Source organism: Streptomyces sp. NPDC020780 (assembly GCF_044334475.1).
In the GTDB taxonomy this organism is placed as follows: Bacteria; Actinomycetota; Actinomycetes; order Streptomycetales; family Streptomycetaceae; genus Streptomyces.
Genome location: NZ_JBIRTB010000004.1, coordinates 273558 through 297309 on the forward strand (window position 1 = coordinate 273558; position 23752 = coordinate 297309).

General features: G+C 69.3%; 12 protein-coding genes and 2 pseudogenes. 2 read left to right on the plus strand and 12 right to left on the minus strand.

What is annotated here, in order from left to right; genetic code table 11:
• Positions 1 to 273 precede the first annotated feature (273 nt).
• From adhP to ACH4VO_RS10075, 4 genes and pseudogenes are all read right to left on the minus strand, one after another.
• Complete coding sequence (adhP, locus tag ACH4VO_RS10060; protein WP_360988404.1) at positions 274 to 1296, minus strand: alcohol dehydrogenase AdhP; 1023 nt, start codon at positions 1294 to 1296, stop codon at positions 274 to 276.
• A 30-nt stretch (positions 1297 to 1326) separates the two neighbouring features.
• Positions 1327 to 2232, minus strand: coding sequence for a universal stress protein (locus ACH4VO_RS10065; protein WP_360988402.1), 906 nt, complete (start codon positions 2230 to 2232; stop codon positions 1327 to 1329).
• Between the two features lie 189 nt (positions 2233 to 2421).
• Entirely contained in the window at positions 2422 to 2757 is a 336-nt protein-coding gene (locus ACH4VO_RS10070; RefSeq protein ID WP_398440922.1) for a YybH family protein, read from the minus strand.
• Positions 2758 to 2844: 87 nt separating this feature from the next.
• A pseudogene (locus tag ACH4VO_RS10075) lies at positions 2845 to 3048 on the minus strand (nuclear transport factor 2 family protein); the annotation flags it as partial.
• Between ACH4VO_RS10075 and ACH4VO_RS10080 the strand changes: the two are divergent.
• Positions 3048 to 3188 (plus strand): annotated as a pseudogene (locus tag ACH4VO_RS10080) (zinc-binding dehydrogenase); the annotation flags it as partial. The pseudogenes ACH4VO_RS10075 and ACH4VO_RS10080 sit on opposite strands and share 1 nt — an antisense overlap.
• Positions 3189 to 3459: 271 nt before the next feature.
• Positions 3460 to 4386, plus strand: coding sequence for an SDR family oxidoreductase (locus ACH4VO_RS10085; RefSeq protein WP_398440914.1), 927 nt, complete (start codon positions 3460 to 3462; stop codon positions 4384 to 4386).
• Between the two features lie 227 nt (positions 4387 to 4613).
• Here ACH4VO_RS10085 and ACH4VO_RS10090 read toward each other — a convergent pair whose 3' ends face one another.
• The 8 genes from ACH4VO_RS10090 to ACH4VO_RS10125 all read right to left on the minus strand — a co-directional run bounded on the left by ACH4VO_RS10090 (position 4614) and on the right by ACH4VO_RS10125 (position 23725).
• On the minus strand, positions 4614 to 5456 hold the full coding sequence (locus tag ACH4VO_RS10090; RefSeq protein WP_360988398.1) for a methyltransferase domain-containing protein: 843 nt from the start codon (positions 5454 to 5456) through the stop codon (positions 4614 to 4616).
• A 567-nt stretch (positions 5457 to 6023) separates the two neighbouring features.
• A complete protein-coding gene (locus tag ACH4VO_RS10095; protein WP_360988396.1) occupies positions 6024 to 7454 on the minus strand; it encodes a BBE domain-containing protein in 1431 nt (476 codons plus the stop codon).
• Positions 7455 to 8303: 849 nt separating this feature from the next.
• Positions 8304 to 9893, minus strand: a complete 1590-nt coding sequence (locus tag ACH4VO_RS10100) for an MFS transporter (protein ID WP_360988393.1) — start codon at positions 9891 to 9893, stop codon at positions 8304 to 8306.
• A 184-nt stretch (positions 9894 to 10077) separates the two neighbouring features.
• A complete protein-coding gene (locus tag ACH4VO_RS10105; RefSeq protein ID WP_360988391.1) occupies positions 10078 to 11124 on the minus strand; it encodes a methyltransferase in 1047 nt (348 codons plus the stop codon).
• A gap of 147 nt (positions 11125 to 11271) precedes the next feature.
• Positions 11272 to 12336, minus strand: a complete 1065-nt coding sequence (locus ACH4VO_RS10110) for a methyltransferase (protein WP_360988389.1) — start codon at positions 12334 to 12336, stop codon at positions 11272 to 11274.
• A 154-nt stretch (positions 12337 to 12490) separates the two neighbouring features.
• Positions 12491 to 13546: a hypothetical protein gene (locus tag ACH4VO_RS10115; RefSeq protein WP_360988387.1), complete on the minus strand. Its 1056-nt coding sequence runs from the start codon at positions 13544 to 13546 to the stop codon at positions 12491 to 12493.
• Positions 13547 to 13606: 60 nt separating this feature from the next.
• The gene (locus ACH4VO_RS10120; protein WP_360988385.1) at positions 13607 to 14332 is read right to left on the minus strand and encodes a GPR1/FUN34/YaaH family transporter; all 726 of its coding nucleotides are present in this window, start codon (positions 14330 to 14332) and stop codon (positions 13607 to 13609) included.
• A gap of 81 nt (positions 14333 to 14413) precedes the next feature.
• Positions 14414 to 23725 carry an amino acid adenylation domain-containing protein gene (locus ACH4VO_RS10125; protein WP_398440915.1) on the minus strand — a complete coding sequence of 3104 codons (9312 nt, stop codon included), beginning with the start codon at positions 23723 to 23725 and terminating at the stop codon, positions 14414 to 14416.
• Positions 23726 to 23752 lie beyond the last annotated feature (27 nt).

Here is a 23752-nt window from a genome sequence, read left to right on the forward strand (position 1 = left end):
CGCGACCGGCGCACACGCCTTACGGGGCTCGGCCGTGCGTGGGACTGCTTCGCCCGGGACACCCTGGATCTGGCCGGGAGCAGGAAGTGCGCCGGGAAGGACTCACTGCGACCCACCACCTGACGTGCGGACACCTCCCCCTCGGATGCCTTCCTGAGGGGGAGGTGATCGCCGTCGCCGCTATGCCGTGCATGCCGTGCGGCACCGGTGCTCTCCCGCCACCGTAGCCCGGTTCCCGGGCCGGGCGGGAGCACCGCGGCACGCACCGCGTTCTCAGCCTCCTGCGCCGAGGTCGAAGACGATCCGGGCCTTGACCTGGCCGCGCAGGACCTCGTCGATGGATTCGTTCACGGCGGCGAGCGGGCGGGTCTCGTGGATGACCCTCGTCCGCCCGGCCGCGTGCAGCTGGAAGACTTCGGCGAGGTCCTGGCGGGTGCCGACGATGGAACCGATCACCGAGGTGCCGTTCAGTACGGTGTCGAAGATCGGGACCTGCACGACACCGTGCGCGGGCATCGCCACCATGACGAGCTTCCCGCCCCGCCGCAGACCGGAGTTGAGGGCCTCGAAGGCGGCGGGGTTCACTGCCAGGGCGAGGGCGGCGTGGGCGCCACCGTGCCGCTTCAGCTCCACCCCGACGTCCTGACTTCGGGCGTCGATGATGATGTCGGCGCCGAGTTCCCTGGCGAGTTCGAGCTTGTCGTCGCTGACGTCGATGGCGGCCACCCGAGCACCGGCGATCTTCGCGTACTGCACCGCCAGGTGCCCGAGGCCGCCCACACCCGATACGGCGACGAGTTGGGCGGGCCGGACGTCCGCGACCTTGAGGGCCTTGTACGTGGTGACGCCCGCGCAGGTCAGCGGGGCCGCTTCGACAGCGCTGATGCCGTCGGGGACGGGCTGGGCGAAGTCCGCCCAGGCCAGCATCTTCTCCGCATATCCGCCGTCGCACCCGTATCCGGTGTTGACCTGGCTCTCGCACAGCGTCTCCCACCCGGACAGGCAGTGCTCGCACCGCCCGCAGGCCCGGCCCAGCCATGGCACGGCGACCCGTTGGCCGACGATCAGATGCGTGACACCGTCACCCAGCTTCTCGACGAGGCCGACTCCCTCGTGGCCCGGCACGAACGGCGGGGCCGGCTTGACCGGCCAGTCGCCGTGCGCGGCGTGGATATCGGTGTGGCACAGTCCGCAAGCCTCCACGCGTACGCGGACCTGGCCGGGGGCGGGCTCGGGGTCGGGCCGCTCCTCGATGACCAAGGGCTTACCGAACTCTCGTACCACTGCTGCCTTCATGGAGTCTGCTCCCCTCTGTGATCGGCGGTGTCAGGAATGGGCGACGACGGCGACGGGTGCGCTCGAGTGGTGCAGCACCGCGTGTGCGACGGAACCGATGTGCGCGCCCACCGGGCTGCGGCGCACGCGCCGGCCGACGACGACCAGGGAGGCGTCGCGGGAGGCGTCGATCAGGAGGCCGGCGGCGCTGCCGAGACGAGATATTTCGGCGACCTTGACGTCCGGGTACTTCTGTCGCCAGGGGCGCAGGGCCTCGGACAGTGCCGCGGCCTCCTCCCGGGCGATGACGTCGGCGGTGTCGACATCGGCGGCCATGCTGTAGACGAAGTACGGTGGCAGGCTCCAGCCCTGGACCGCGTACAGGGCGGTCTCGCGGCGCTGAGCCTCCTCGAAGGCGAAGGCGACGACGGTGTCGTCCGGGCGGCCGGTGTCCAGGCCGAGGACGACGGGCCGGAACGCGGTGGCGGCGGACGGGATACCGGCGCTGTCCATGACGTGCTCGTCGGCGGCCTGCTCCCCCGCCCGTACCAGGACTACCGGGACATCGGCCCGGGCGACGACGGCCTGGCCGACGGATCCGACCAGGAAGCCGCCGAGTCCGCTCAGCGCGCGGGAGCCGAGAACCAGCAGTTCCGCCTCGCGGGCCGCGCCCACGAGAGCCTCGGCCGGTGTCCCCGAGCACTGCTCGGTGACCACGTCCAGTCCGGGGTGGCGCAACTTCAGGCCCCCGGCGGCCTCGCGGAGAATGCGCTCGGTCCAGTGCTGGTGGGTGTCAGGACCCAGGAGCGGGGCTTGGGCCATCGGCTCCGGCACCGGCTGCCAGACCTGGACCAGCCTCACCGCGAGGCCGCGCAGCGCCGCCTCGCGGGCGGCCCATTCGGCGGCAGCGCGGCTCTCGGGCGATCCGTCGAGTCCCACGGTGATCGTGCGGGGCATGATGCCCACCTCCTGTGTCGGTGATCCGGCTTCAGCCTCTCCCTGCGGCGGGATCCCCTGGCAGGGGCCGCTGGTCCCCTTGGAGGACCGACCGGCCCCATCGGCCGGCCGTTTCGGTGGGCCCGTCGGCGGACGTGCCGACCGGGGGTCCGCCATCAGATGTCGAAGGGCACGCGCCCGCCCGGCTCCTCAGGGGCGCAGGTCGGTTCCAGCCTCGCCGGTCCGCCGGTCGCGGGGTAGGACAGATGCTGGTAGGACCATCCGCCACTGTCCGTCCTCCGCCCGGCGGAAGACGCGTGTGCCCCGGGACCAGCTCTCGGCGCTCGCATCGCCCTGCTCGACGGTGATGCGGTCCAGCCCCCAGGCAACGGCGAGATCGCCACGGACCAGGATCTGCAGGTCGGGCTTGGTCCACGCGACGGCCCCGGAAGCGTCGAAGACCTCGCGGACGGCCGGCAGCCCCATGTACCGCAACGGCGTGCCATGCTCGTACGAGACGACGTCATCGGCAATGTCGGCCGTCATCACGTCCAGGTCCTTCGCCGCAGTGGCATCGAACCAGCGCTGATGCAGCGCCTGTAGTACCCGCTCGGCCTCGCCGCCGGTATCGAGAGGGAACGAGGGGTGCTCGTGTGCGACACACCAGCGGCCCGACTCCTTGCGCAGCCCGAGGGTGAGCCGCAGGCGTCGGTCCGGGCGGGCGGCCAGGTCCTGCGGCGTGCCGCAGCGGATGAGGGCGTGGGCAAAGGCGACGTCCGCTCCGGCGGTCACGTGCAGGGAGACGAGCTCGAAGCACGCCCCCTTGGCCTGCCAGGCGCGGCGAGCAGTTCGCCGCAGCCGCTCGTGGAGAGATCGAAGCGGTGGTGCACGAACTGCTGCCGTTGGACGAAGCCGCGCCGGCGCACCGGAAGATGGACGCGGGTGAGGTCTTCGGCAGGATCGTGCTGACACTGTAGCCACCCCGCTCTTCCCTCCGTAGGGTGCCTGGGACTTCCACGGGCCGGGTCCCGCTGTGCGGGACGCCGACGCGGCCTCTCCCGAGTACACGGCCGATGACTCGCCCGGCCGACGCGGTGAACAAGGCCCTTCCGCCCCGCTCGCGCAGAACGGCCGAAAAAGACGACAGGGGTTGTCGGGTTTAGAGGTGATCATGGTGTGAAGCCGCTCGCGTCCAGGACGAACGCGGGCCGGAAACGCACAGACAGATGAGGGAACTCCATGGGACTCATGTCCGACACACCAGCTCCGGACCTCCAGGAGAAGATCGCAGTGGTCGCGGGTGCGACCCGGGGAGCCGGACGAGCCATCGCCGTCCAACTGGGCGCGGCCGGTGCGACGGTCTACGTCACCGGCCGTACGACCCGGAAAAGCCGCTCGGAGTACAACCGGTCCGAGACGATCGAGGAGACCGCGGAGCTGGTCACCGAGGCGGGTGGGACGGGGATCCCGGTGCCGACCGACCATCTGGTTCCCGAGCAGGTCCGTGCGCTCGCCGAGCGTGTCGACGCCGAGCAGGGGCGGCTCGACGTGCTGGTCAACGACGTCTGGGGCGGGGAGCGGCTGTTCGAGTTCGACAAGAAGGTGTGGGAGCACGATCTCGACAACGGGCTGCGGCTGATGCGGCTCGGAATGGACACCCACGCGATCTCCAGCCACTTCCTGCTGCCGCTTCTGGTGCGCCGGCCCGGCGGGCTCGTGGTGGAGATGACCGACGGGACCTCCGCGTACAACGGCAGCCGCTACCGCAATTCGTACTTCTACGACCTGGTCAAGAACAGTGTGCTGCGGATGGGCTTCGTGCTCGCGCACGAGCTGAAGTCGTACGGTGGGACGGCGGTGACGCTCACGCCGGGCTGGATGCGTTCGGAGATGATGCTCGAAACGCTCGGTGTCACGGAGGAGACCTGGCGCGACGCGCTGACCGAGGTGCCGCACTTCTGCATCTCGGAGAGCCCCTCGTACGTAGGACGTGCGGTGGCGGCGCTGGCGGGGGACGCGGAGGTCGCGCGCTGGAACGGCCAGTCGGTGTCCAGCGGGCAGCTCGCGCAGGAGTACGGCTTCACCGACCTCGACGGCTCGCGTCCCGACTGCTGGCGCTATCTGGTCGAGGTGGAGGAGGCGGGCAAGCCCGCCGACGCGTCCGGCTACCGGTGACGGGAACCGTTTACGGGCCGGGGCGCTGACGGGGGTCGGTCCTCACCCGACCGGACGGGACGCCCGCGCCGCGGTGCGGGCGCACGGGCTCGGGAACGGGCTCCCGAGCCCTGGGACGTGCGCGAGTGGCCGCCCCTCCGGGCCCGGCGCGCCGAGGTCGGCAGCATGACTGCCCGGCACCCCACGTGACGGAGGGGTGCCGGGCAGCCGGCGCGTGCCGGACGTGATCAGGAGCCGGACGCCGGGGCCAGCGTCGCGACGATCGCCAGGTACCCGATCTCCGGGCTGGCCGCGGCGCGACGCATGAGGCCGATGTACTGGTCGACCGGCTCCGGCCCGTCAATGCGCGCCAGTTCTTCGCGCCGGGCCTCGACGGCATCGGCCATGATCATCCCTGTCCGGGCGACCTTGTCGCTGATGTCACGGATGTCGATGTCGACGAACCCGTTCGCGGTGAGCAGTCCTCTGTACTCGTCGGCGGTGGCGTAGGCGCTCACGTGGTACGAGGCGCAGATCTCGTCGAGAACCGCACGGGCCTCAGGCCCCACCGGCGGCCGCTCGACGGTGTCGGCGATCACCAGCCGCCCGCCGGGCCGCAGCACCCTGGCCGTCTCGGCGAGCGCGCGGCTCCGGTCCGGCACGTGGAGCAGGGACTCGACCGCCCATGCGCCGTCGAACGAGTCGTCGCCGAAGGGCAGTTCCCTCACGTCCGCGTTCCGGAAGGTGGTCAGCTCCGACCGGCCCGCCCGGGCGGCGCGCTCGGTGGCCTGCTTCACCTCGGCATCGCTGACATCGATGCCGGTGACATGTGTCTTCCTGGCCGCGACGAGCTGCAGGGCGGGTTTGCCGACACCGCAGCCGATGTCGAGGACGCAGGCGCCGGGCGCGGGGTCGAGCATGCTGATCAGCAGGTCGGTGAGCCGGGCTGTGGCGACTTCGACCGTGCTGTCGTCGGCGTCGTTCTCCCAGAGGCCGTAATGCAGATTCTCACCCCAGGCGATATTGAGAACCTGGCCGAGGCCCTCGTAGAAACTCGCGACATTGTCGACGCCGGACGTCTCGGCAGTCATTTCGATCTCCCTGTTGTCTGCGACACCTTGGCCCCGGACGCTCGGCCGGACCACCGTCGGGCCCGCCTGGGTCCGGTGCGGAGTACGAGGCCGGAGGTCTGCCGGGGCGCTCGAAGACTTTCTGTCAAGCACAAACGAATTCATAGCAGGCACGGGGTGTCAAGGCGGACCCGATACTCCCGTTCGCATTTCTCTGGCCGAAAGAAGGCGGTTCGGCGGAAGGGAATGTGCGAATTTCCCGGATTCGCCCACCGGGCAATCCGGTGTGCGGGTGCGGTCTTCCCCGGGTTCCCGTCGCCGATGCCCGGGCGTACCTGCCCGGGGGCTGCTCCGCGCTTCCCGGCGGACGCGGGACGACAGCGAGGAGCAGCCGAGGGCTGCCGGAACGCCCCCCGCGCATCCCGTGTGCGGACGTCCCTCCGCCGTGTGCTGCACCACAGCCGGCACCGCCCGCCGATCCACCGGGAGGTGCGGGACGGTCCGGAGGGGGACAGGCCCCGCGCAGGGGGCCGGTGTGCCCGCCGGACGGACGAGGCCGTCCGGCGGGCAATCCGCGCCGATGCCGGATCAGGCGGGGCGGATCGACAGTGCGTGGCGGAACACGTCACGCGGGTCGTAGGCCGCCTTGACCCGCTGGAGCCGCGCGTAGTTGGCGCCGTAGTACAGGCCGTGCCACGGGGTGGTGGAGGTGTTCCACTCCGGGTCGGCGAGGTCGACGTCCGGGTAGTTGATGTACGCCCCGGCGTTGATGGCGTCGGGCACCGGAACGCCGCCGGTGTTGCGGTAGACGTCACGGTAGAGCCTGCGCACCCACCCGACGTGCGTGGCGTCGTCCGCCTCCTCGCGCCACACACCGGGAGTGAAGTAGACGCGCAGGATCGAGTCCCGGTGGACGTAGGCGGTCGCGTCGGGACGTACCGAGTTGATCTTCCCACCGAGGGCGGCCAGGTTCACCTGGGCGCCCGGATTGCTGATGGAGTCGTCGGTCAGGTAGTCGTAGATCGTGCCCAACTGCTCGTCGGTGTAACTCTTCTTGAGGTCCGACGTCTTGTCCTTCTGGCGTCCGGGAGGACCCCAGAACCAGTTGTCCCGGTCGAGCCACGGCAGTTCGTACCGGGTGTCGGCGACGGCGGTGACACCGGCTCCGGCGGTGGTGGCCTCGAAGAGACCGTCGAGCAGTGCCTCGCCGTCCGGGATGTCCTTCGAGACACCGGCCATCAGGCCGATCACACCGGCGGCCTGGTGCGAGGCGGAGAAGGAGGCCCACACCTGGACCTCCTTGGCGCCCGGCGCGCTGTTGCGCTCGTACCACTGGGAGTAGTTGCGCACGAGCGTCTTGAACGCCTGCGGCGACAGGTTGTCCCACGACCACTGCACGTTGCGGACCCGCTGGTTCGAGCCGCGGGGCAGGAGCTTTCCGGGGTCGGTGGAGACCACCCCGGGCGTACGCATCCAGTACCGCGTGACGATCCCGAAGTTGCCGCCGCCACCGCCCGTGTGCGCCCACCACAGGTCACGGTTGGGGTCGTCCGCCCGACTGGTCGCCACGACGGTGCGGGGCTGACCGTCGGCGCCCACCACGACCACCTCGACGGCGTAGAGGTGGTCGACGGCGATTCCGTGGATGCGGGAGAAGAAGTTGTAACCGCCGCCGAGTATGTGCCCGCCGAGACCCACTTCCGAGCAGCCGGCCGAGGGTATCGTCACGCCCCAGCCCTTGAAGAGCGTGTTCTGCGTCGGGGCCACGATCGCGCCGGGGCCCACGGCGAAGGCGCACCGGCGCTCGTCGTAGTAGACGTCCGACATCTGCGAGAGGTCGATGAGGTGCTTGACCCCGGAGTACGTCGTGAAGTTCTCCAGGCAGTGGCCGCCGGAGCGGACGGCGACCTGCCGGCCGGCCGCGACGGCGCGGCCGAGCGCCTCGGCGACCTGGGCCGAGGAGGTCGCGATGGTGACCTGGTCCGGACGGTTGCTGAAGCGGGTGTTGTGCGCACGCATGAAGCTGTCGTACCGGGGGTCCCCGGGCTGCACGGTGACGGAGCCGAACGCCGGCGTGCACTCCCCGGCACTCGTCCCCGCCGCGACCGCGGTGCCACCTCCGGCTAAGAAGTCCGCCGAGACCAGACCGGCCCCGACAAGTCCGGCACGAGTGAGTAATCCCCGGCGGTTCAGTTCAGACATTGACGCGACTCCTTGCTTCGAACGGGAATTGGGCGCAACTCGATCTCAACCGTTCACCGACTGGCCCGACATCGGCAGATCGGAAGCCTACGTCATACCGGGGGCGTCGAAACGTGTCAGTTTTAACGATGTTTCAATCCTCAAGGAAGCTCCGGCCGGGTGCTGTTACACGGACCTTCCTTCACGGGCGGAACGCGGGAATCCACTCGGCCCCAAGGGGGCATGGTGTGTGCGACGCGGGCGACCGGTCGGCCGGTATCCGCCGGCCACCTGCCTGAGGGATGTCTCGCCATTCCCGGCGGACGTGCGACGACAGCTACGGCTCTCGCCGCGTCGGAGGAACGCCCCCTACCTCCCGTACGCGGACGTTCCTCCGCCGGGCGAAGCACCACATCCGGCGACGCCGTACTCTCAGCCACCGGGACGTGCGGGACACCCCTCTGTGGTGAGGTACGAACGGAGAGCGCCAGGCGCGGGCCGGCGCCCGCGCACGATCGCCACCCGGCAGAAGACGTGGTCCCGCGCGCCGCCCTCCCCCTCCCCCAGTCCCGCCTCACCGGATCGGCGGGGACCGTTGGTGGCACCGAACGATGACGTCGGTCGATGGCTCCGGTCATCCGGTGCCGCCGTCCGGCGGCGGGCCACGCGCCGACGCATCGATTCCTGTCAGGGACCGGTACGCGACGAACCACCGGCGGCCCCGTGGCCGTCCAACTCCTCGGCGCCGTCCAGGCCGTGATCGCCGCCCCCCGGCGTCGGGCGCAACACCGCGATGGTCGTCACGACCAGCAGTGTGACCACCACGCAGATGACGCTGACGTAGAAGAGGCTGTCCGTGAACGCCTCCCGGGCTGCGGCGAGGACCGCCGCGCCGACCTCGTCCGGCAGTCGACCGGCTTCGTACACGGCCGATCCGATGGTGTCCTGGGCCCGGGAGGCCACGCCGGCGGGCAGGGTGTCCGAGACCTCGGCGCGGTACACGGCGGTCCCGACACTGCCGAGGATCGCGATACCCATGCCCAGGCCGAGTTCCTGACAGGTCTCGGAGATCGCGGAGACCGCCCCGGCCTTCTCCGGCGGCGCGGACTCGATCATCATGTCGGTGCCGAGCGCGATGGTCGGTGCCACTCCGAAGTTGAGCATCCCGAGCGCGACCATCACCGGGACGAGTCCGTTCTCCGTCTCGACCTGGGTCAGTACGGCGAAACCGACCACGGCCATGGCGAGTCCCACCGTCATCACGTACGCGGACCGCATCCAGCGCAGTGCCAGCGGGGCCAGCAGGGCACCCGCCACCCCGCCGACACTGCCGGGCAGGGATGCCAGCCCGGTCTCCAGCGGCGACAGCCCCACCACCATCTGGAGATACTGCGCGACGAAGAACTGCGAGCCCGACATCACGAAGAGGGCGAGGCTCATGGTGGTGAGGGAGACGGAGAAGGTGCGCTCGCGGAACAGAGCGGGGTCAAGGAGGGGGTGGGTGAGGCGCCGCTGTCGTACCGCGAAGACCACGGCCAGAGCGAGTCCGGCGAGAAGCAGCACCACCGGCAGGACGTCGAACCCCTTGCCGGCCAGCACCTTGAGCCCGTACACCGTCGCCAGCAGGGATGTCACCAGCAGCAGTACGCTCGCGGGGTCGATCCTGCCGGGGTTCGGGTCCCGGTACTCGGGGAGCAGCACCGGCCCCAGGATCAGCAGCAGCACCATCGCGGGCACGCTCAGCAGGAAGACCGATCCCCACCAGAAGTGTTCCAGCATCGCACCGCCGACCAGGGGACCGAGCGCCCCTCCCACGAGGAAGCAGGCGATCCACACACTGAAGGCGACGGACCGCTGTCGCGAGTCCAGGAACATGTTGCGTATCAGGGACATCGAGGACGGCATCAGGGTCGCCCCTGCGATGCCGAGCAGAGCGCGGCTGACGATCAGCATCTCCGCGCTGGAGGAGAACGCCGTGAGCACGGAGGCCAGTCCGAAGCCCGCCGCACCGACCAGCAGCAGCCGCCGACGGCCGAACCGGTCGCCGAGCGTCCCCGCGATGACGAGCAGACCGGCGATCAGGAAGCTGTAGATGTCGACGATCCACAGCAACTGCAGTCCGCTGGGCTCGATGCTCCCGCTGAGATGCGGAACTGCCAGGTGCAGCACCGTGTTGTCGAGGCTGATGAGCAGCGCCGGTAAGGCGAGGACGCCGAGGGCTGTCCATTCGCGCTTGCCGGCGCGGGCGGGCGGGGCGGCGGCGGAGTCGTGAATCATGTGGGAGTGCCTATCCGGAGACGAAGGGGTGGTACGCCCATCTGAACGGTCCATGACCGCCCTGGGAGCGGTTTTCGGCCCCGGGGCGACGGGTCGTGGCACACCGCACCGGCGTCCGTGGGAGTGCGGGCGGATCAGGAGCTGGGCAGGTGCCGACGACCCGTCGGACGGAATGCGGCACCACTCAGGTGGCGCGCGGCCGGGCCGTGATGACCCCCATGCCGCTGGGCAGCACTCTGGTCTCCTCCGGTTCCAGTCCGGCGGCCGCGAGCAGCGCGGCGAACTCTCCGCCGGTGCGCTCCTGGCCGCCCGCAGCTCCGAAGAGGGAGAGCATGTAGAGGTCCATGAGCGCGGGAAGCCGGTGGCGTCCGCCCCGGTCGTCCGCGGCAGCGTCGGTGAGCAGGTCGATCACCATGATCCGCCCGTGCGCAGGCATGGCGCCGGCGCAGGTGCGGAGGATGGAGACCGCGCTGTCGTCGCCCCAGTCGTGCAGGATATGGCTGAGGATGTAGAGGTCGGCGCCGGGTGTGACACTGTCGAAGAAGTCTCCCACTACGGCGGTGCAGCGGTCGGTGAGGCCCCCTTCCACGATGCGTTTCTCCGCGAGCTGTACGGTCCCGGGCAGGTCGACGACGCTGCCGGTGCTGCCCGGGGTGCGGTGCAGCAGTTCGCACATCAGATGGCCGTTGCCGCCGCCGACGTCCACGATCGTCGGGTACCGGTCGAAGGTGACCGCGTCGAAGATTTCGTCCAGTTCCAGTCTCAGTCCGGCCTCCTGGGACCGGTCGAAGACCTCGCGCCGCTCCGGTCGCCGCTCCAGGTGCTCGAAGAGTCCGCAGTCGTGGAGCAGGGTGAACGCCGAGTCGCCGGTCCGGACGGTGTGCCCGAACTCCCCCCAGGTACGTCCGACTTCACCGGCTAGCAGCAGGGCGCTGGGGCGTGCCGTGCCAGGAGTGTCCGGCAGGAGGGTGGTGCCGAGGCGGCTCAGCGCGAAGGTGCCGTCAGGCTCCTCGGTGAACACGTCGAACGGAACGAGTGCGCGGAGCAGCCGGCGTAGGGCGAGGGGGTGGGCCGCCACCTCGGCGGCGAGGTCCTCGGCCGAGCGCCGACCGCCGGCCAGTGCCTCCGGCAGACCGAGCTCTACCGCCGTACACACCGCTTGGGAGACGAGCCGGCCGTAGAGCAGCATGCGCATCCGTGCGGCGTCGTCCCGGAGTTGTGGGTGGAGCATGCGGTCACCTCCTTGTTCGTCGCGGTTCTCTGTTGTCGTGGTCTGCTGGGGTTGGTGGGTATCACCGGGTGGGGTGCCACCGGGCCGCCGTGGTGGCCGGCCCGGTGGATTCCGCGTGCGAGGCAGGTCGGCCTCCGCAGGGAGCGCCTACTTGGTCGCGACGATGACGCCGTGCGGGGTCCAGCCCGGGAAGGGGATGCGCTTGAGGGTGCTGAACCCGGCGTCCCGCAGGCACTGCTCGTGTGTCGCCCAGGAGTAGATCATGCCGCCCTCGGCGGGCAGCGCGGCGAAGTAGACGCTGTCGAGGGCGGCCACCACGGGGCCGTCCCCTTCGTCGTTGGACATGGAGTTGAAGATGACCAGTTGGCCGCCTTCGGGCAGGACCTCGTAGGCCCGGCGGAGGAGTTCGGTGTTCTCCTGCGGTGTCCAGATGACCAGCTGGTGGGCGAACATCACCACGTCGCAGCCGGTGGGCAGCGGGTCGCGGAACATGTCGCCGGTGATGACGGAGACCTGGTCGCCGACTCCCGCCTGGGCGATCTTCTTCTCGGCAATGGAGCCGGATGCCGGGATCTCGAAGACGGTGACCTTGAGGTCGGGGTTGGCCTGGGCGAGGGCGATGGCGTTGACGGCGTCGCCGCCGCCGCAGTCCAGCAGGTGCCGGCGGCCGGAGAGGTCGAGTTCCTGGACCAGGTGCTTGTTGGCCAGTTCGGACCAGGAGCGCATGTAGCGGTAGAACACCTGCTCCATGTGCGGGTTCTCTGCGAGCCGGTGGTAGAGGTCACGCCCGGAACCGCGGACCCGGCGGAGACCGACGTTGCGGTTCTCGCGGAGCGAGTCGGTGAAGTCGAGCTGGCCCTCGTACACGATGTACTGCTCGAAGGCGACGGTGTCCTCGAAGCGCTGCCAGTCGCCCTCGTCCATGAGGTTCTTGACGACCTCGGCCAGTCGGTACCGTCCGTCCTGCTTGACGAGGATACCGAGCGACGTGCAGCCCAGAAGCAGGATGTCGACGGCGCGGTCCTGGAGGGAGAGTGTGTCGCGGATCTCGTCCCGGGTCAGCTCCTGCTTCTCGGCGACCAGGTTCGGAAGGCCCAGTTCGCAGGCGGCGTTGAGGTACTGGAAGGCCGCATGCCCGAAGAGAATCCGGGACAGGCCGTCCATATCGAGCTCGACGGGCCCGCCGTGCTGGGTGGATGCGGTCTCGGTCATGAGTGCCCTGCCTCTCGGATGTGAGTGAGTTCCTGCCGGTCACCGGGGGGTGGACCGGTGGTGGTACGTGTGAGTGGTCGAGAAGTGCTCGCGGTCGTCCGGAGCGCCGTGGGCGCGGACTTCCGCGGTCGAACGGTCGGGGGCGGTGAGGGGGTCACGTGTGGGCGCCGGGATGCGGGGCGGCGGGCAGGGTGCCCGCGCGCAGTCGGCGGAACTGCTCGATGACGCCGACGGCGGGCCGGTGGGACCTGCTGGTCGCGAGGAGACTCGGCGACTGGCTGCCGACGAAGTGTCCGCACACGCCTTTGTGCGACTCGTACGTGGCGTCGAGCGCGGTCCGGAAGCCCCTCAGGGCGTCGGGGCGGCGCTCCGCCAGCCAGGACCAGGCGTCGCTCGAGGCGGTGAGCGCGACCACCAGGGCTTCATGGTCCCGCCAGCGCAGCCCGCTCATCTGCGGGGGCGCGACGGGCGGCATGAGGGTGGGCCTGATCTCCGCCTGGTACTGGTCGGGGCTGGCGTCTCCGGCGAACTGGAGCGCGGCGCGGCAGGCCCACATGATCCGGGAGGCCACTTCGGCCGCCGTGGCGGCGACTTCCTCGTCGCCTGCCTCGGCCGCCGCCGTGAGACTGTTCACGGCGAGGGTGCCGCCCTGCGCGAGCACCATGAAGACGTGGTGGCCGCGGACCCAGCGCCGGAGCCCGTCGAGGGGTTCCGGCTTCCCCGAGCGTCCGCAGGCAGGCACCGGCAGCGGGGCCGGCAGCCGGGTGGGATCGGCCGGCCACCGCACCAGGGTGTCGAAGCCCTTGATCAGGTCGTGCCACGCGGCTTCGTCCAAGCCCGTGCCTCGTTCCTCGGCGATCTCGAGGATGCCGAGATGGGCGTTGAGGGCTGCTGCGACGAACAGGGTGAGGGGGTCGCCATGGTGCCGCTCTATGCCGAACGCCAGGTCGTTGTCCCGATTCGGCCGGGACTCCCTCGGGTCGTCCACGACGAGGGTGCTGGGCACCGGGCCGAGATCCGCGCGAGCGGTCCGGACGGCGGCAAGCATGTCGGCGAGAACGGTCCGGTGCACCGGGCCGGCCATCCCGTCGGCCAGCGCGGCAAGGGCGGAGGGAGCCGCGGCCGCGATGGCCGGGGCGTCGCCTGGCAGGTCCTCCGGGCACGGCATGGGGAAGGGGACGGTGGCGACATGCGGCAGGTAGTCGGTCATCGTGCCTCCTTTACGTCTGCGGGGCGGTCGGCAACGGTCCGTACACAGCGGCCGTGCCGGTCAGCGGCTCTTGATCAGCGGCTTGCCGAGGGGGAGGTTCTTGGCGCCGGTCGCGCGGTGCATGAAGCTCGCGAAGACGTACATACCGACGGCGATGAAGAGGAACATCGTCGTGATCCCGATGTAGATCAGCCAGGGGTCGCTCGGCTTCAGGGGGTTGTTGACGGTCTGGTCGATGGCCTGCTCGATCGAGCCGAACAGAACGAGGAGGGTCGCGGAGACCACGGTGAAGAGGAGCGTGAAGACCCGCGGCAGGCGCAGGGTGGTGAGCGTCAGGAGGACGATCACGATGGCCCACACCAGGACGAAGTTGGCGGTGGCCTGACGTTGTTCGATGTTCTCGAATTCTCCCATCCAGTTGTTGTTCAGTGCGAGGCTGAGGATGGAGAAGCTGAGCCAGAACGTCCCGAACAGGCCGTACACCGCCGCGAACACCCCGTCGCCCAGACGCATCGCCCAGACCGAGGCCATCAGCAGCATGATGGTGCTGGCGAACACCATGATGGGCAGAGAGGCCACCAGGGAGTTGGCCGGGATACTGACGTCCTTCAGGTAGAAGGCGAGCGAGATGGAGCCCAGCAGGAAGCCCCCGAAGCCCAGCATGGCGGGCTCGTTGGCCCGGGGTCCGTCGGACAGGTCCGGCACGGGCGCGGACGGCCTCGCCGTGTGAGACGTCCCGGCGGCGGGCGCCGGCGGAATGTCGAGTGTTGTCTCTTCCTGCTTCATCGCTTTCTCCTGGTCTGGTAGGGAGTGGAGCTGGGATGGTCGGAGCGGGGTGTACCGGGGTCGAGAAGAAGAGCCCGGATGTCACCCCGCGGTCGTTCCTCCCCTGACGCGCCGGATGCGCCGGATCTGGGTGGGGGCCGCCGACCAGGACGCCGGATCGGGCAGCCGGCGGGCGAGGTCGGCGAGTGCGGAGTGCTCGAAGATGAGATGGAGAGGTATGTCGGTGGCGGTGCGTGCTGTTAGTCGGCTGATGACCCGGGTGGCGAGGAGGGAGTGGCCGCCGAGGGCGAAGAAGTCGTCGTCGGCGCCGATTTCGGTGACGTCGAGCAGGTCGCGCCAGATCTCGGCGATCAGCTCCTCGGCGGGCCCGGAGGGGGCGCGGTAGGCGGTGCGGTTCGCACCCGGTTCGGGGTCGGGGAGAGCGGAGCGGTCGATCTTGCCGTTCGGCAGGAGGGGGAACTCCTCGAGGCCGACGAAGACGGAGGGGACCATGAAGTCGGGGAGCCAGGCGCGTGCGTGGGAAGCCAGGTCGGACGGCACTTCTGCACCCGGTGTCTCGACATGGGCAACCAGCCGCAGCGCCCCCGTCACGTCCTCCCGGGCGACGACGACAGCACCCTTGACCTGCGCGTGCCGACGAAGAACTTCCTCGACCTCACCCACCTCGACGCGGTGGCCACGGACCTTCACCTGCCCGTCCACCCGGCCCAGATACTCCAACTGACCGTCAGGACGCCACCGAACCAGATCCCCCGTCCGATACATCCGACCGCCATCGGAGGAGAACGGGTCGGGAAGATAACGCTCGGCCGTCAGAGCGGGACGGGCATGGTATCCACGGGTGACACCTGCCCCGGCCAGATACAGCTCACCGACCGCACCCAAGGGAACCGGGCGAAGATCGCTGGTCAGGACGTGGGCCGTGGTGCCGTCCACCGGTCCACCGATCGGCGTCCGGACATCACCTGGGACCGTGACCGCGTGCGTCGAGTAGGTGGTGTCCTCACTGGGCCCGTACAGGTTGTTCACCACATCGATCACCGGATGCGCGTACAACGCGTCCACCAGCCCCGGAGCCAACGGCTCACCCGCAAGGTTCACCGTCCGCGCACCCGGCGGAACCGCACCCGCCGCCAACAACTCACGCACCACCGACGGAACCGTGTTCACCAACGTCACATCGACATACCGCTCAGGATGCGCGATCAGATCCAGAGCACTGTCCGGAACCAGATGAACCGTCCCACCCACCGACAACGGAGCAAAGATCTCGAACACCGAAAGATCGAAAGACACCGACGTCGCCGCCAGAGCACCCGCCAACTCCCCGCGCGAGAAAACCCGCCCCGCCCAGGACAGCATCGCCACCACCTGCGCGTGCTCGATCACCACCCCCTTCGGACGACCCGTCGAACCCGACGTATAGATCACATAGGCGGTATCAGATGAGTTCCGGGCACCCGGCACACGGTCGGTACGGCCTCCGTCCGGGAACTCCGCCACCGAACTCAGCACCAACGAGACACCCGAGTCCTTCACCATGAACTCGACACGCTCACCCGGATAGCCCGGATCCATCGGCACATAACCCGCACCCGACTTCAACACACCCAGCAGAGCAACTACCAAATCCACCGACCTGGGCAGCAACACACCCACCAGATCACCAGGCCCCACCCCCACAGCACGCAAACCCCAGGCCAGCCGGTTCGCACGCTCCTCCAACTCCCCGTACGACAACACCTCATCGACACACCGCACCGCCACACCACGCCCACCCGACCGGTCGACCACCCCCTCCACCAAACCCTCCACCCGGCCACCCACCGACCCCACCAACGGCACACCCACCGACCACACGCCCGCCCGCTCACACTCACCCACCGACCGCACATCCACCTCGGCGACAGTCCGACCAGGACTGTCAGCCAGAGTGCGGATGACCGTGGCGATCCGGTCGGCTATGAGAACTGCGGTGGAAGGCTCGAACAGATCGGTGTTGAACAGGAGATGTCCGGTGACACGACCGTCGTGTTCCTCCGCCTGGACCACCAAGTCGTAGGGGGTGGTGCGGAAGGGGACCGGGGCCGGGCTCACCTCCAGACCGGCCAGTTCGTAACGGGGCGGCGTCCCGTTGACCGCCAGCAGCACCTGGAACAGCGGGGCGCGGTCGCGGTGCGGGCGCAGTTCCCGGAGCAGTTCTTCCAGGGGAATACGCGGGTGGGCGCGGATGTCGTCCACAAGCGCCCGTGTCGCGCCCAGGACCTCGGCGAGAGTGCTGTCCGGGGCCGGGCGCAGGCGGAGCGGCAGGGTGTCGACGAGGTATCCGACGACTTCCGCCGTGTCCGGGTGGTCGCGGCCGGCGACGGGTACACCGAGGGTCACGTCGTACCGGTCCGTGAGCTTGGCGAGGACGACGGCAAGAGCTGTCGCAAGGACGGTGAACGAGGTGGTTGACGCCTCCCGAGCCGCGCTGCCCAGTGCTTCCTGCGGAACGGGCAGCGGGACCGCGTCGCCTCGGAACGTCTGCTGAGGGGGGCGGGGTCGGTCGGTCGGCAGGTCGGCGGACAAGGCACCTGCCAGGTGGGAACGCCAGAACTCCAATTCCTTCGGAGCCGTTTCGCGCTGCCAGGCAGCTGCTTCGGCGTACTGGACGGGCGCAGGGGAAAGCGCTTCGGTGCCGGGGGCACGCAGGAGAGTGGCATAACTCCGGGCGACTTCCCGGAGGATGATGTCCAGGGACCAGCCGTCGGCAATGGCGTGATGCAGGCTCATGATGACGACCTGGTGCTCGGGCCCGGCCTCCACGAGTGTGACGTGCCAGAGAGGGCCGACGGAGAGATCGAAAGCCCGCCGGGTCTCCGCCTCGATCACCGCTTCCCAGTCGGTGGTGGCGGCCCGGGTCAGCGGCACGTCGGGATCGGGCGCCACGACCTGGCGGAGTACGCCGTCGATCTGGCGCAGCGAGGTACGCAGCGCTTCATGGCGCCGTGCGAGGTGATGGAAGGCGGTGGTCAAGGCGGCTTCGTTCAGAGGTCCGTGAAGGTGGACGGCGCCCCTGATGTGATAGGCGAGATTGGCCTGCGGGTCCAGGGCACACTGCACCCAGAGGCGTTCCTGGCCGAGCGACGTCGGCAGTACGAGGCTGCCGTCCGGTTCCGGGACCCGGTCGAGCAGGGTGATCGGTGGTGTGCCCCCCTGCTTCTCTTCGGCTGGAAGATGGGCGGCGAGGTCCGTGAGTGTGGGGTGTTCGAAGACGAGGTGGAGCGGTACGTGGGTGCCGAGGGCCTCGCCCAGCCGGTGAGTGAGCCGGGTGGCGAGGAGGGAGTGGCCGCCGAGGGCGAAGAAGTCGTCGTCGGCGCCGATTTCGGTGACGTCGAGCAGGTCGCGCCAGATCTCGGCGATCAGCTCCTCGGCGGGCCCGGAGGGGGCGCGGTAGGCGGTGCGGTTCGCACCCGGTTCGGGGTCGGGGAGAGCGGAGCGGTCGATCTTGCCGTTCGGCAGGAGGGGGAACTCCTCGAGGCCGACGAAGACGGAGGGGACCATGAAGTCGGGGAGCCAGGCGCGTGCGTGGGAAGCCAGGTCGGACGGCACTTCTGCACCCGGTGCCTCGACATGGGCAACCAGCCGCAGCGACCCCGTCACGTCCTCCCGGGCGACGACGACAGCACCCTTGACCTGCGCGTGCCGACGAAGAACTTCCTCGACCTCACCCACCTCGACGCGGTGGCCACGGACCTTCACCTGCCCGTCCACCCGGCCCAGATACTCCAACTGCCCATCAGGACGCCACCGAACCAGATCACCGGTGCGATACATCCGACCGCCATCGGAGGAGAACGGGTCGGGAAGATAACGCTCAGCGGTCAGAGCGGGACGGGCATGGTAACCACGGGTCACGCCGGCCCCGGCCAGATACAGCTCACCGACCGCACCCAGGGGAACCGGGCGCAGATCGCTGTTCAGGACATGGGCGGTGGCGCCGTCGACCGGTCCACCGATCGGGGTCCGCACATCACCGGGAACCGTGACCGCGTGCGTCGAGTAGGTGGTGTCCTCACTGGGCCCGTACAGGTTGTTCACCACATCGATCACCGGATGCGCGTACAACGCGTCCACCAGCCCCGGAGCCAGCGGCTCACCCGCAAGGTTCACCGTCCGCGCACGCGGCGGAACCGCCCCCGCGGCCAACAACTCACGAACCACCGACGGAACCGTGTTCACCAAAGTGACATCGGCATACCACTCAGGATGAGCAATCACATCCAGAGCATTGTCCGGAACCAGATGAACCGTCCCACCCACCGACAACGGAGCAAAGATCTCGAACACCGAAAGATCGAAAGACACCGACGTCGCCGCGAGCGTGCCCGCCAACTCCCCGCGCGAGAACGCCCGCCCCGCCCAGGACAACATCGCCACCACCTGGGAATGCTCGATCACCACCCCCTTCGGACGACCCGTCGAACCCGACGTATAAATCACATACGCCACATCACCCGAAGCCCCCACCGCCGGCACACGATCCGCACGTCCACCATCCGGAAAGTCCGCCACCGAACTCAGCACCAACGAGACACCCGAGTCCTCCACCATGAACTCGACACGCTCACCCGGATAACCCGGATCCATCGGCACATAACCCGCACCCGACTTCAACACACCCAGCAGAGCAACTACCAAATCCACCGACCTGGGCAGCAACACACCCACCACATCACCAGGCCCCACCCCCACACCCCGCAAACCCCAGGCCAACCGATTCGCACGCTCCTCCAACTCCCCGTACGACAAAACCTCGCCGGCACAACACACCGCCACACCACCGCCACCCAACCGGTCAACCACCCCCTCCACCAAACCCTCCACCCGACCAGCCACCGACCCCACCAACGGCACACCCGCCGACCACACACCCACCCGCTCACACTCCCCCACCGACCGCACATCCACCTCGGCCAACTCACCGTCCGGGCATTCCGCCAACGCGGTGACGACGGAAGCGAGGCGCTCGGGGAAGAGACGTGCGGTGCTGTCGGCGTAGAGATCGGTGTTGTAGGTGAGGTAGCCGGTGATGGCGTCCTCGCCCTGCTCCAGGTGGAGCGAGAGGTCGAACTGCGTCCCCGCCGGCGGAATATCGAGACGACTGACGGTCAGACCGGGCAGGTGCAGATTCCGCGTCGGTGCTTCGTTGAGCGCCAGCATCACCTGGAACAGGGGGCTGCGTGCCTGCCCGTCGGCGGCGAGCGCCGTGTGGCGGACGATCTCCTCGAACGGTGTCTCGGCGTGCTGGTGTGCCTCCACGAGGGCTTCGTGAGTGACCCGTAGCGTACCTGCGAGTGTCGCCCGCGGATCCAAGGTCCGACGCAGAGGGAGGGTGTTGGTGAAGAAGCCCAAGATGCCGGCGGTGTCGGGGTGGGTGCGGCCGCTGGTCGGGATGCCTATGGTCACGTCGTCGCCGCCCGACAGGGCGCCCAGGACGACAGTGACCGCGGTGGCGACCACGGCGAACGGGGTGGTGCCGCTGCGGCGTGCGATGCCCCCGACCGCCTCGGCACTCAGTTCCACCGGGATGGCCGCGCCGTTGTGGGTACGACGGGCGGGACGCGGGCGGTCGGTCGGAAGGTCCGGAGTGTGTGCGCCCGCGAGCCGCTCACGCCAGTGGACGAGCCCGTTGTCGCCCTCGGACATCGGCTCGGCAGCTCGCATGTGGGCGAAGTCGCCGTACTGGAGAGCGGGAGCAGGGGGGAGGGAAAAGCCTTCAGCCAATGCGGCGTACGCTGCGGCGATCTCGTCCAGCAGGCGGGTGAGCGTCCAGCCGTCGGCAATGGTGTGGTGCAGGGACAGCAGGAGTAGGTGGGCATTCTCAGCGCGGCGGACGATCCGCGCGCGGAAGAGCGGGCCTTCGGCGAGGTCCACGGTGGAGTGACGCCAGTCCGTCAGTAATCCGGCCTCGTCGTACTCCGTGGGCGCGTCAGAATCGTCCGAGGACGCCCCTTCCGCCGTACCGGCCGACGAAAGCGGATTCCCGGACCAGACGGGATGGACGACTTGGACGACCTCGCCGTTCTCCTCCCGCAAGGTGGTACGCAGCACCTCGTGACGACGAGCGACCTCTTGGATCGCCCGTGCCAGGACCGGAGCGTCGAGTCGGCCGGTGATCCGGGCTCCGCCGTTCAGCGTGTAGGCGAGATTCGCCTGCGGATCCAGGGCACACAGCAGCCACAGCCGCTTCTGGCCGGATGTGGCGGGGAAGGTGACAGTGCCGTCGCCGTGCGGAATGCGCGGTGCGACCGGTATGGGCGGGCGGGCGTCGCCCAGTAGGTCCAGATGGGCGGCGAGGTCCGTGAGTGTGGGGTGTTCGAAGACGAGGTGGAGCGGTACGTGGGTGCCGAGGGCCTCGCCCAGCCGGTGAGTGAGCCGGGTGGCGAGGAGGGAGTGGCCGCCGAGGGCGAAGAAGTCGTCGTCGGCGCCGATTTCGGTGACGTCGAGCAGGTCGCGCCAGATCTCGGCGATCAGCTCCTCGGCGGGCCCGGAGGGGGCGCGGTAGGCCGCCCGGCCTGTGCCGGGTTCGGGGTCGGGGAGAGCGGAGCGGTCGATCTTGCCGTTCGGCAGGAGGGGGAACTCCTCGAGGCCGACGAAGACGGAGGGGACCATGAAGTCGGGGAGCCAGGCGCGTGCGTGGGAAGCCAGGTCGGACGGCACCTCTGCACCCGGTACCTCGACATGGGCAACCAGCCGCAGCGACCCGGTCACGTCCTCCCGGGCGACGACGACGGCTTCGGTCACTCGCGGGTGTCGGCGGAGAATCTCCTCGACCTCGCCGACTTCGACGCGGTGGCCACGGACCTTCACCTGCCCGTCCACCCGGCCCAGATACTCCAACTGACCGTCAGGACGCCACCGAACCAGATCCCCCGTCCGATACATCCGACCGCCATCGGAGGAGAACGGGTCGGGAAGATAACGCTCGGCCGTCAGAGCGGGACGGGCATGGTAACCACGGGTGACACCTGCCCCGGCCAGATACAGCTCACCGACCGCACCCAAGGGAACCGGGCGAAGATCGCTGGTCAGGACGTGGGCTGTGGTGCCGTCCACCGGTCCACCGATCGGGGTCCGGACATCACCGGGGACCGTGACCGCGTGCGTCGAGTAGGTGGTGTCCTCACTGGGCCCGTACAGGTTGTTCACCACATCGATCACCGGATGCGCGTACAACGCGTCCACCAGCCCCGGAGCCAACGGCTCACCCGCAAGGTTCACCGTCCGCGCACCCGGCGGAACCGCACCCGCCGCCAACAACTCACGAGCCACGGACGGAACCGTGTTCACCAACGTCACATCGAGATACCGCTCAGGATGCGCGATCAGATCCAGAGCACTGTCCGGAACCAGATGAACCGTCCCACCCACCGACAACGGAGCAAAGATCTCGAACACCGAAAGATCGAAAGACACCGACGTCGCCGCGAGAGCACCCGCCAACTCCCCGCGCGAGAACACCCGCCCCGCCCACGACAGCATCGCCACCACCTGCGCATGCTCGATCACCACCCCCTTCGGACGACCGGTCGAACCCGACGTATAAATCACATACGCCACATCGCCCGAATCCCCCACCGCCGGCACACGATCCGTACGTCCACCGTCCGGGAACTCCGCCACCGAACTCAGCACCAACGAAACGCCCGAGTCCTCCACCATGAACTCGACACGCTCACCCGGATAACCCGGATCCATCGGCACATAACCCGCACCCGACTTCAACACACCCAGCAGAGCAACTACCAAATCCACCGACCTGGGCAGCAACACACCCACCAGATCACCAGACCCCACCCCCACAGCCCGCAAACCCCAGGCCAGCCGGTTCGCACGCTCCTCCAACTCCCCGTACGACAACACCTCACCGGCACAACACACCGCCACACCACGCCCACCCGACCGGTCAACCACCCCCTCCACCAAACCCTCCACCCGACCACCCACCGACCCCACCAACGGCACACCCACCGACCACACACCCACCCGCTCACACTCACCCACCGACCGCACATCCACCTCGGCCAACTCACGGTCCAGGTCACCCACCAACGCGGTGAGAGCGGCGTGGAAGCGGCCGGCGAGGAGGTCCGCGGTGTCGGCGGAGTACAGGTCGGTGTCGTAGCCGAGGAATCCGGTGATGCCGTCGTCGCCCTGCCAGAGGTACAGCTCGCAGTCGTTGCGGATGGCGGCGGGCGCCATCACGATCGGCCGGACCGGCAGGTCTCCCAGGCGGGCCTCGTTCGGTCGCGGCTGGAGCACGAAGAGCACGTCGAACAGGGCGGCGCCCCGTTGCCCGGCCTGTTCCGCGATGGTCTCGATCGGCACATGAGCGCCGCTGTACGCGTCCAGGCAGGTGTCCCGTACGGCATCGAGCACATCACGGACGGTACGGGCACCGGTGGTGTCGGTGCGCAGCGCGAGCATGGTCGCGAGGGGACCGATGGCGCCCGGGGCACGGTGGCGTTCGCGGGTCGCAATGGGAGACCCGACGGTGATGTCCGAGTGTCCGGCCGTCCGTGCGAGAGCCAGATGGAACGCGGCGAGCAGCACCATGAAGGGCGTCGCTCCGGTGCTGTCGGCCACGTCCTGGACCCGGCCCGTCAGTGCGGCGTCCACGGTGACATCGACATGGTCGGAGCAGAAGCGCCGGTTGCCCGGACGGGGCCGGTCCGTGGGCAGCGAGAGCGGCGGGGCGTCGGCCAGGCGATCCCGCCAGGCGGCGACGTCGGCCGGGTCAGGGGTGGTGGGGACTGCGGGCAGCGCAGTGGGCGGGCCGAGGGGCTGGTCCGCGTACAGGGTGCCGAGTTCGGCGAGGAACACGCCCAGGGACCAGCCGTCGGCCACGATGTGGTGGGCGAGGAGCTGCAGCCGGGCGGTCCCGTCGGCGAGGGTCCAGACGGCGACGCGCCACAGCGGGCCGGTCGCGAGGTCCATGGGGGCGGCGGCGCGGGCGTCCGCCTCGGCACGCGCCCGAGCACGGCCGGCGTGGGCGTCGAGCTCACCGAGGCCGGTGACCGTCAGATCGGGTACGGCTTCGGCCTCGGGAGTGACGGCGCACACGGTCCGGTCGCCGTCGGGAAAGGTGGTACGCAGCACCGCGTGCCGACGGGCGAGGGTGAGCAGGGCGGTGGCGAGGCGGTCGGTGTCGAGGGGCCCGTCGATCTCGGCGTCGAAGCGGAGGATGTTGGCAGCGGTGCCGGGATGGATCTCCTCGAACAGCCGCAGGCCGAGCTGGATGGGACTGACCTGGGGGTCGGCAGGTGCGGTGGTGTCCGGTGTGCGGGCACGCCAGCGGGCGAGGAGGTCGCGGCCGAGGTCGGCGGGTACCTGAAGGTTGTCTGACACAGGCGTCGTCCTCCGTGTTGTCACCGG

What these genes read in the sequence shown, in the direction of transcription:
- ACH4VO_RS10100 (WP_360988393.1), bottom strand. Translation starts at nt 9,893, where the DNA reads ATGATTCACGACTCCGCCGCCGCCCCGCCCGCCCGCGCCGGCAAGCGC.
- ACH4VO_RS10085 (WP_398440914.1), top strand. Translation starts at nt 3,460, where the DNA reads ATGTCCGACACACCAGCTCCGGACCTCCAGGAGAAGATCGCAGTGGTC.
- adhP (WP_360988404.1), bottom strand. Translation starts at nt 1,296, where the DNA reads ATGAAGGCAGCAGTGGTACGAGAGTTCGGTAAGCCCTTGGTCATCGAG.
- ACH4VO_RS10065 (WP_360988402.1), bottom strand. Translation starts at nt 2,232, where the DNA reads ATGCCCCGCACGATCACCGTGGGACTCGACGGATCGCCCGAGAGCCGC.
- ACH4VO_RS10095 (WP_360988396.1), bottom strand. Translation starts at nt 7,454, where the DNA reads ATGCGTGCGCACAACACCCGCTTCAGCAACCGTCCGGACCAGGTCACC.
- ACH4VO_RS10110 (WP_360988389.1), bottom strand. Translation starts at nt 12,336, where the DNA reads ATGACCGAGACCGCATCCACCCAGCACGGCGGGCCCGTCGAGCTCGAT.
- ACH4VO_RS10090 (WP_360988398.1), bottom strand. Translation starts at nt 5,456, where the DNA reads ATGACTGCCGAGACGTCCGGCGTCGACAATGTCGCGAGTTTCTACGAG.
- ACH4VO_RS10105 (WP_360988391.1), bottom strand. Translation starts at nt 11,124, where the DNA reads ATGCTCCACCCACAACTCCGGGACGACGCCGCACGGATGCGCATGCTG.
- ACH4VO_RS10070 (WP_398440922.1), bottom strand. Translation starts at nt 2,757, where the DNA reads ATGACGGCCGACATTGCCGATGACGTCGTCTCGTACGAGCATGGCACG.
- ACH4VO_RS10115 (WP_360988387.1), bottom strand. Translation starts at nt 13,546, where the DNA reads ATGACCGACTACCTGCCGCATGTCGCCACCGTCCCCTTCCCCATGCCG.
- ACH4VO_RS10120 (WP_360988385.1), bottom strand. Translation starts at nt 14,332, where the DNA reads ATGAAGCAGGAAGAGACAACACTCGACATTCCGCCGGCGCCCGCCGCC.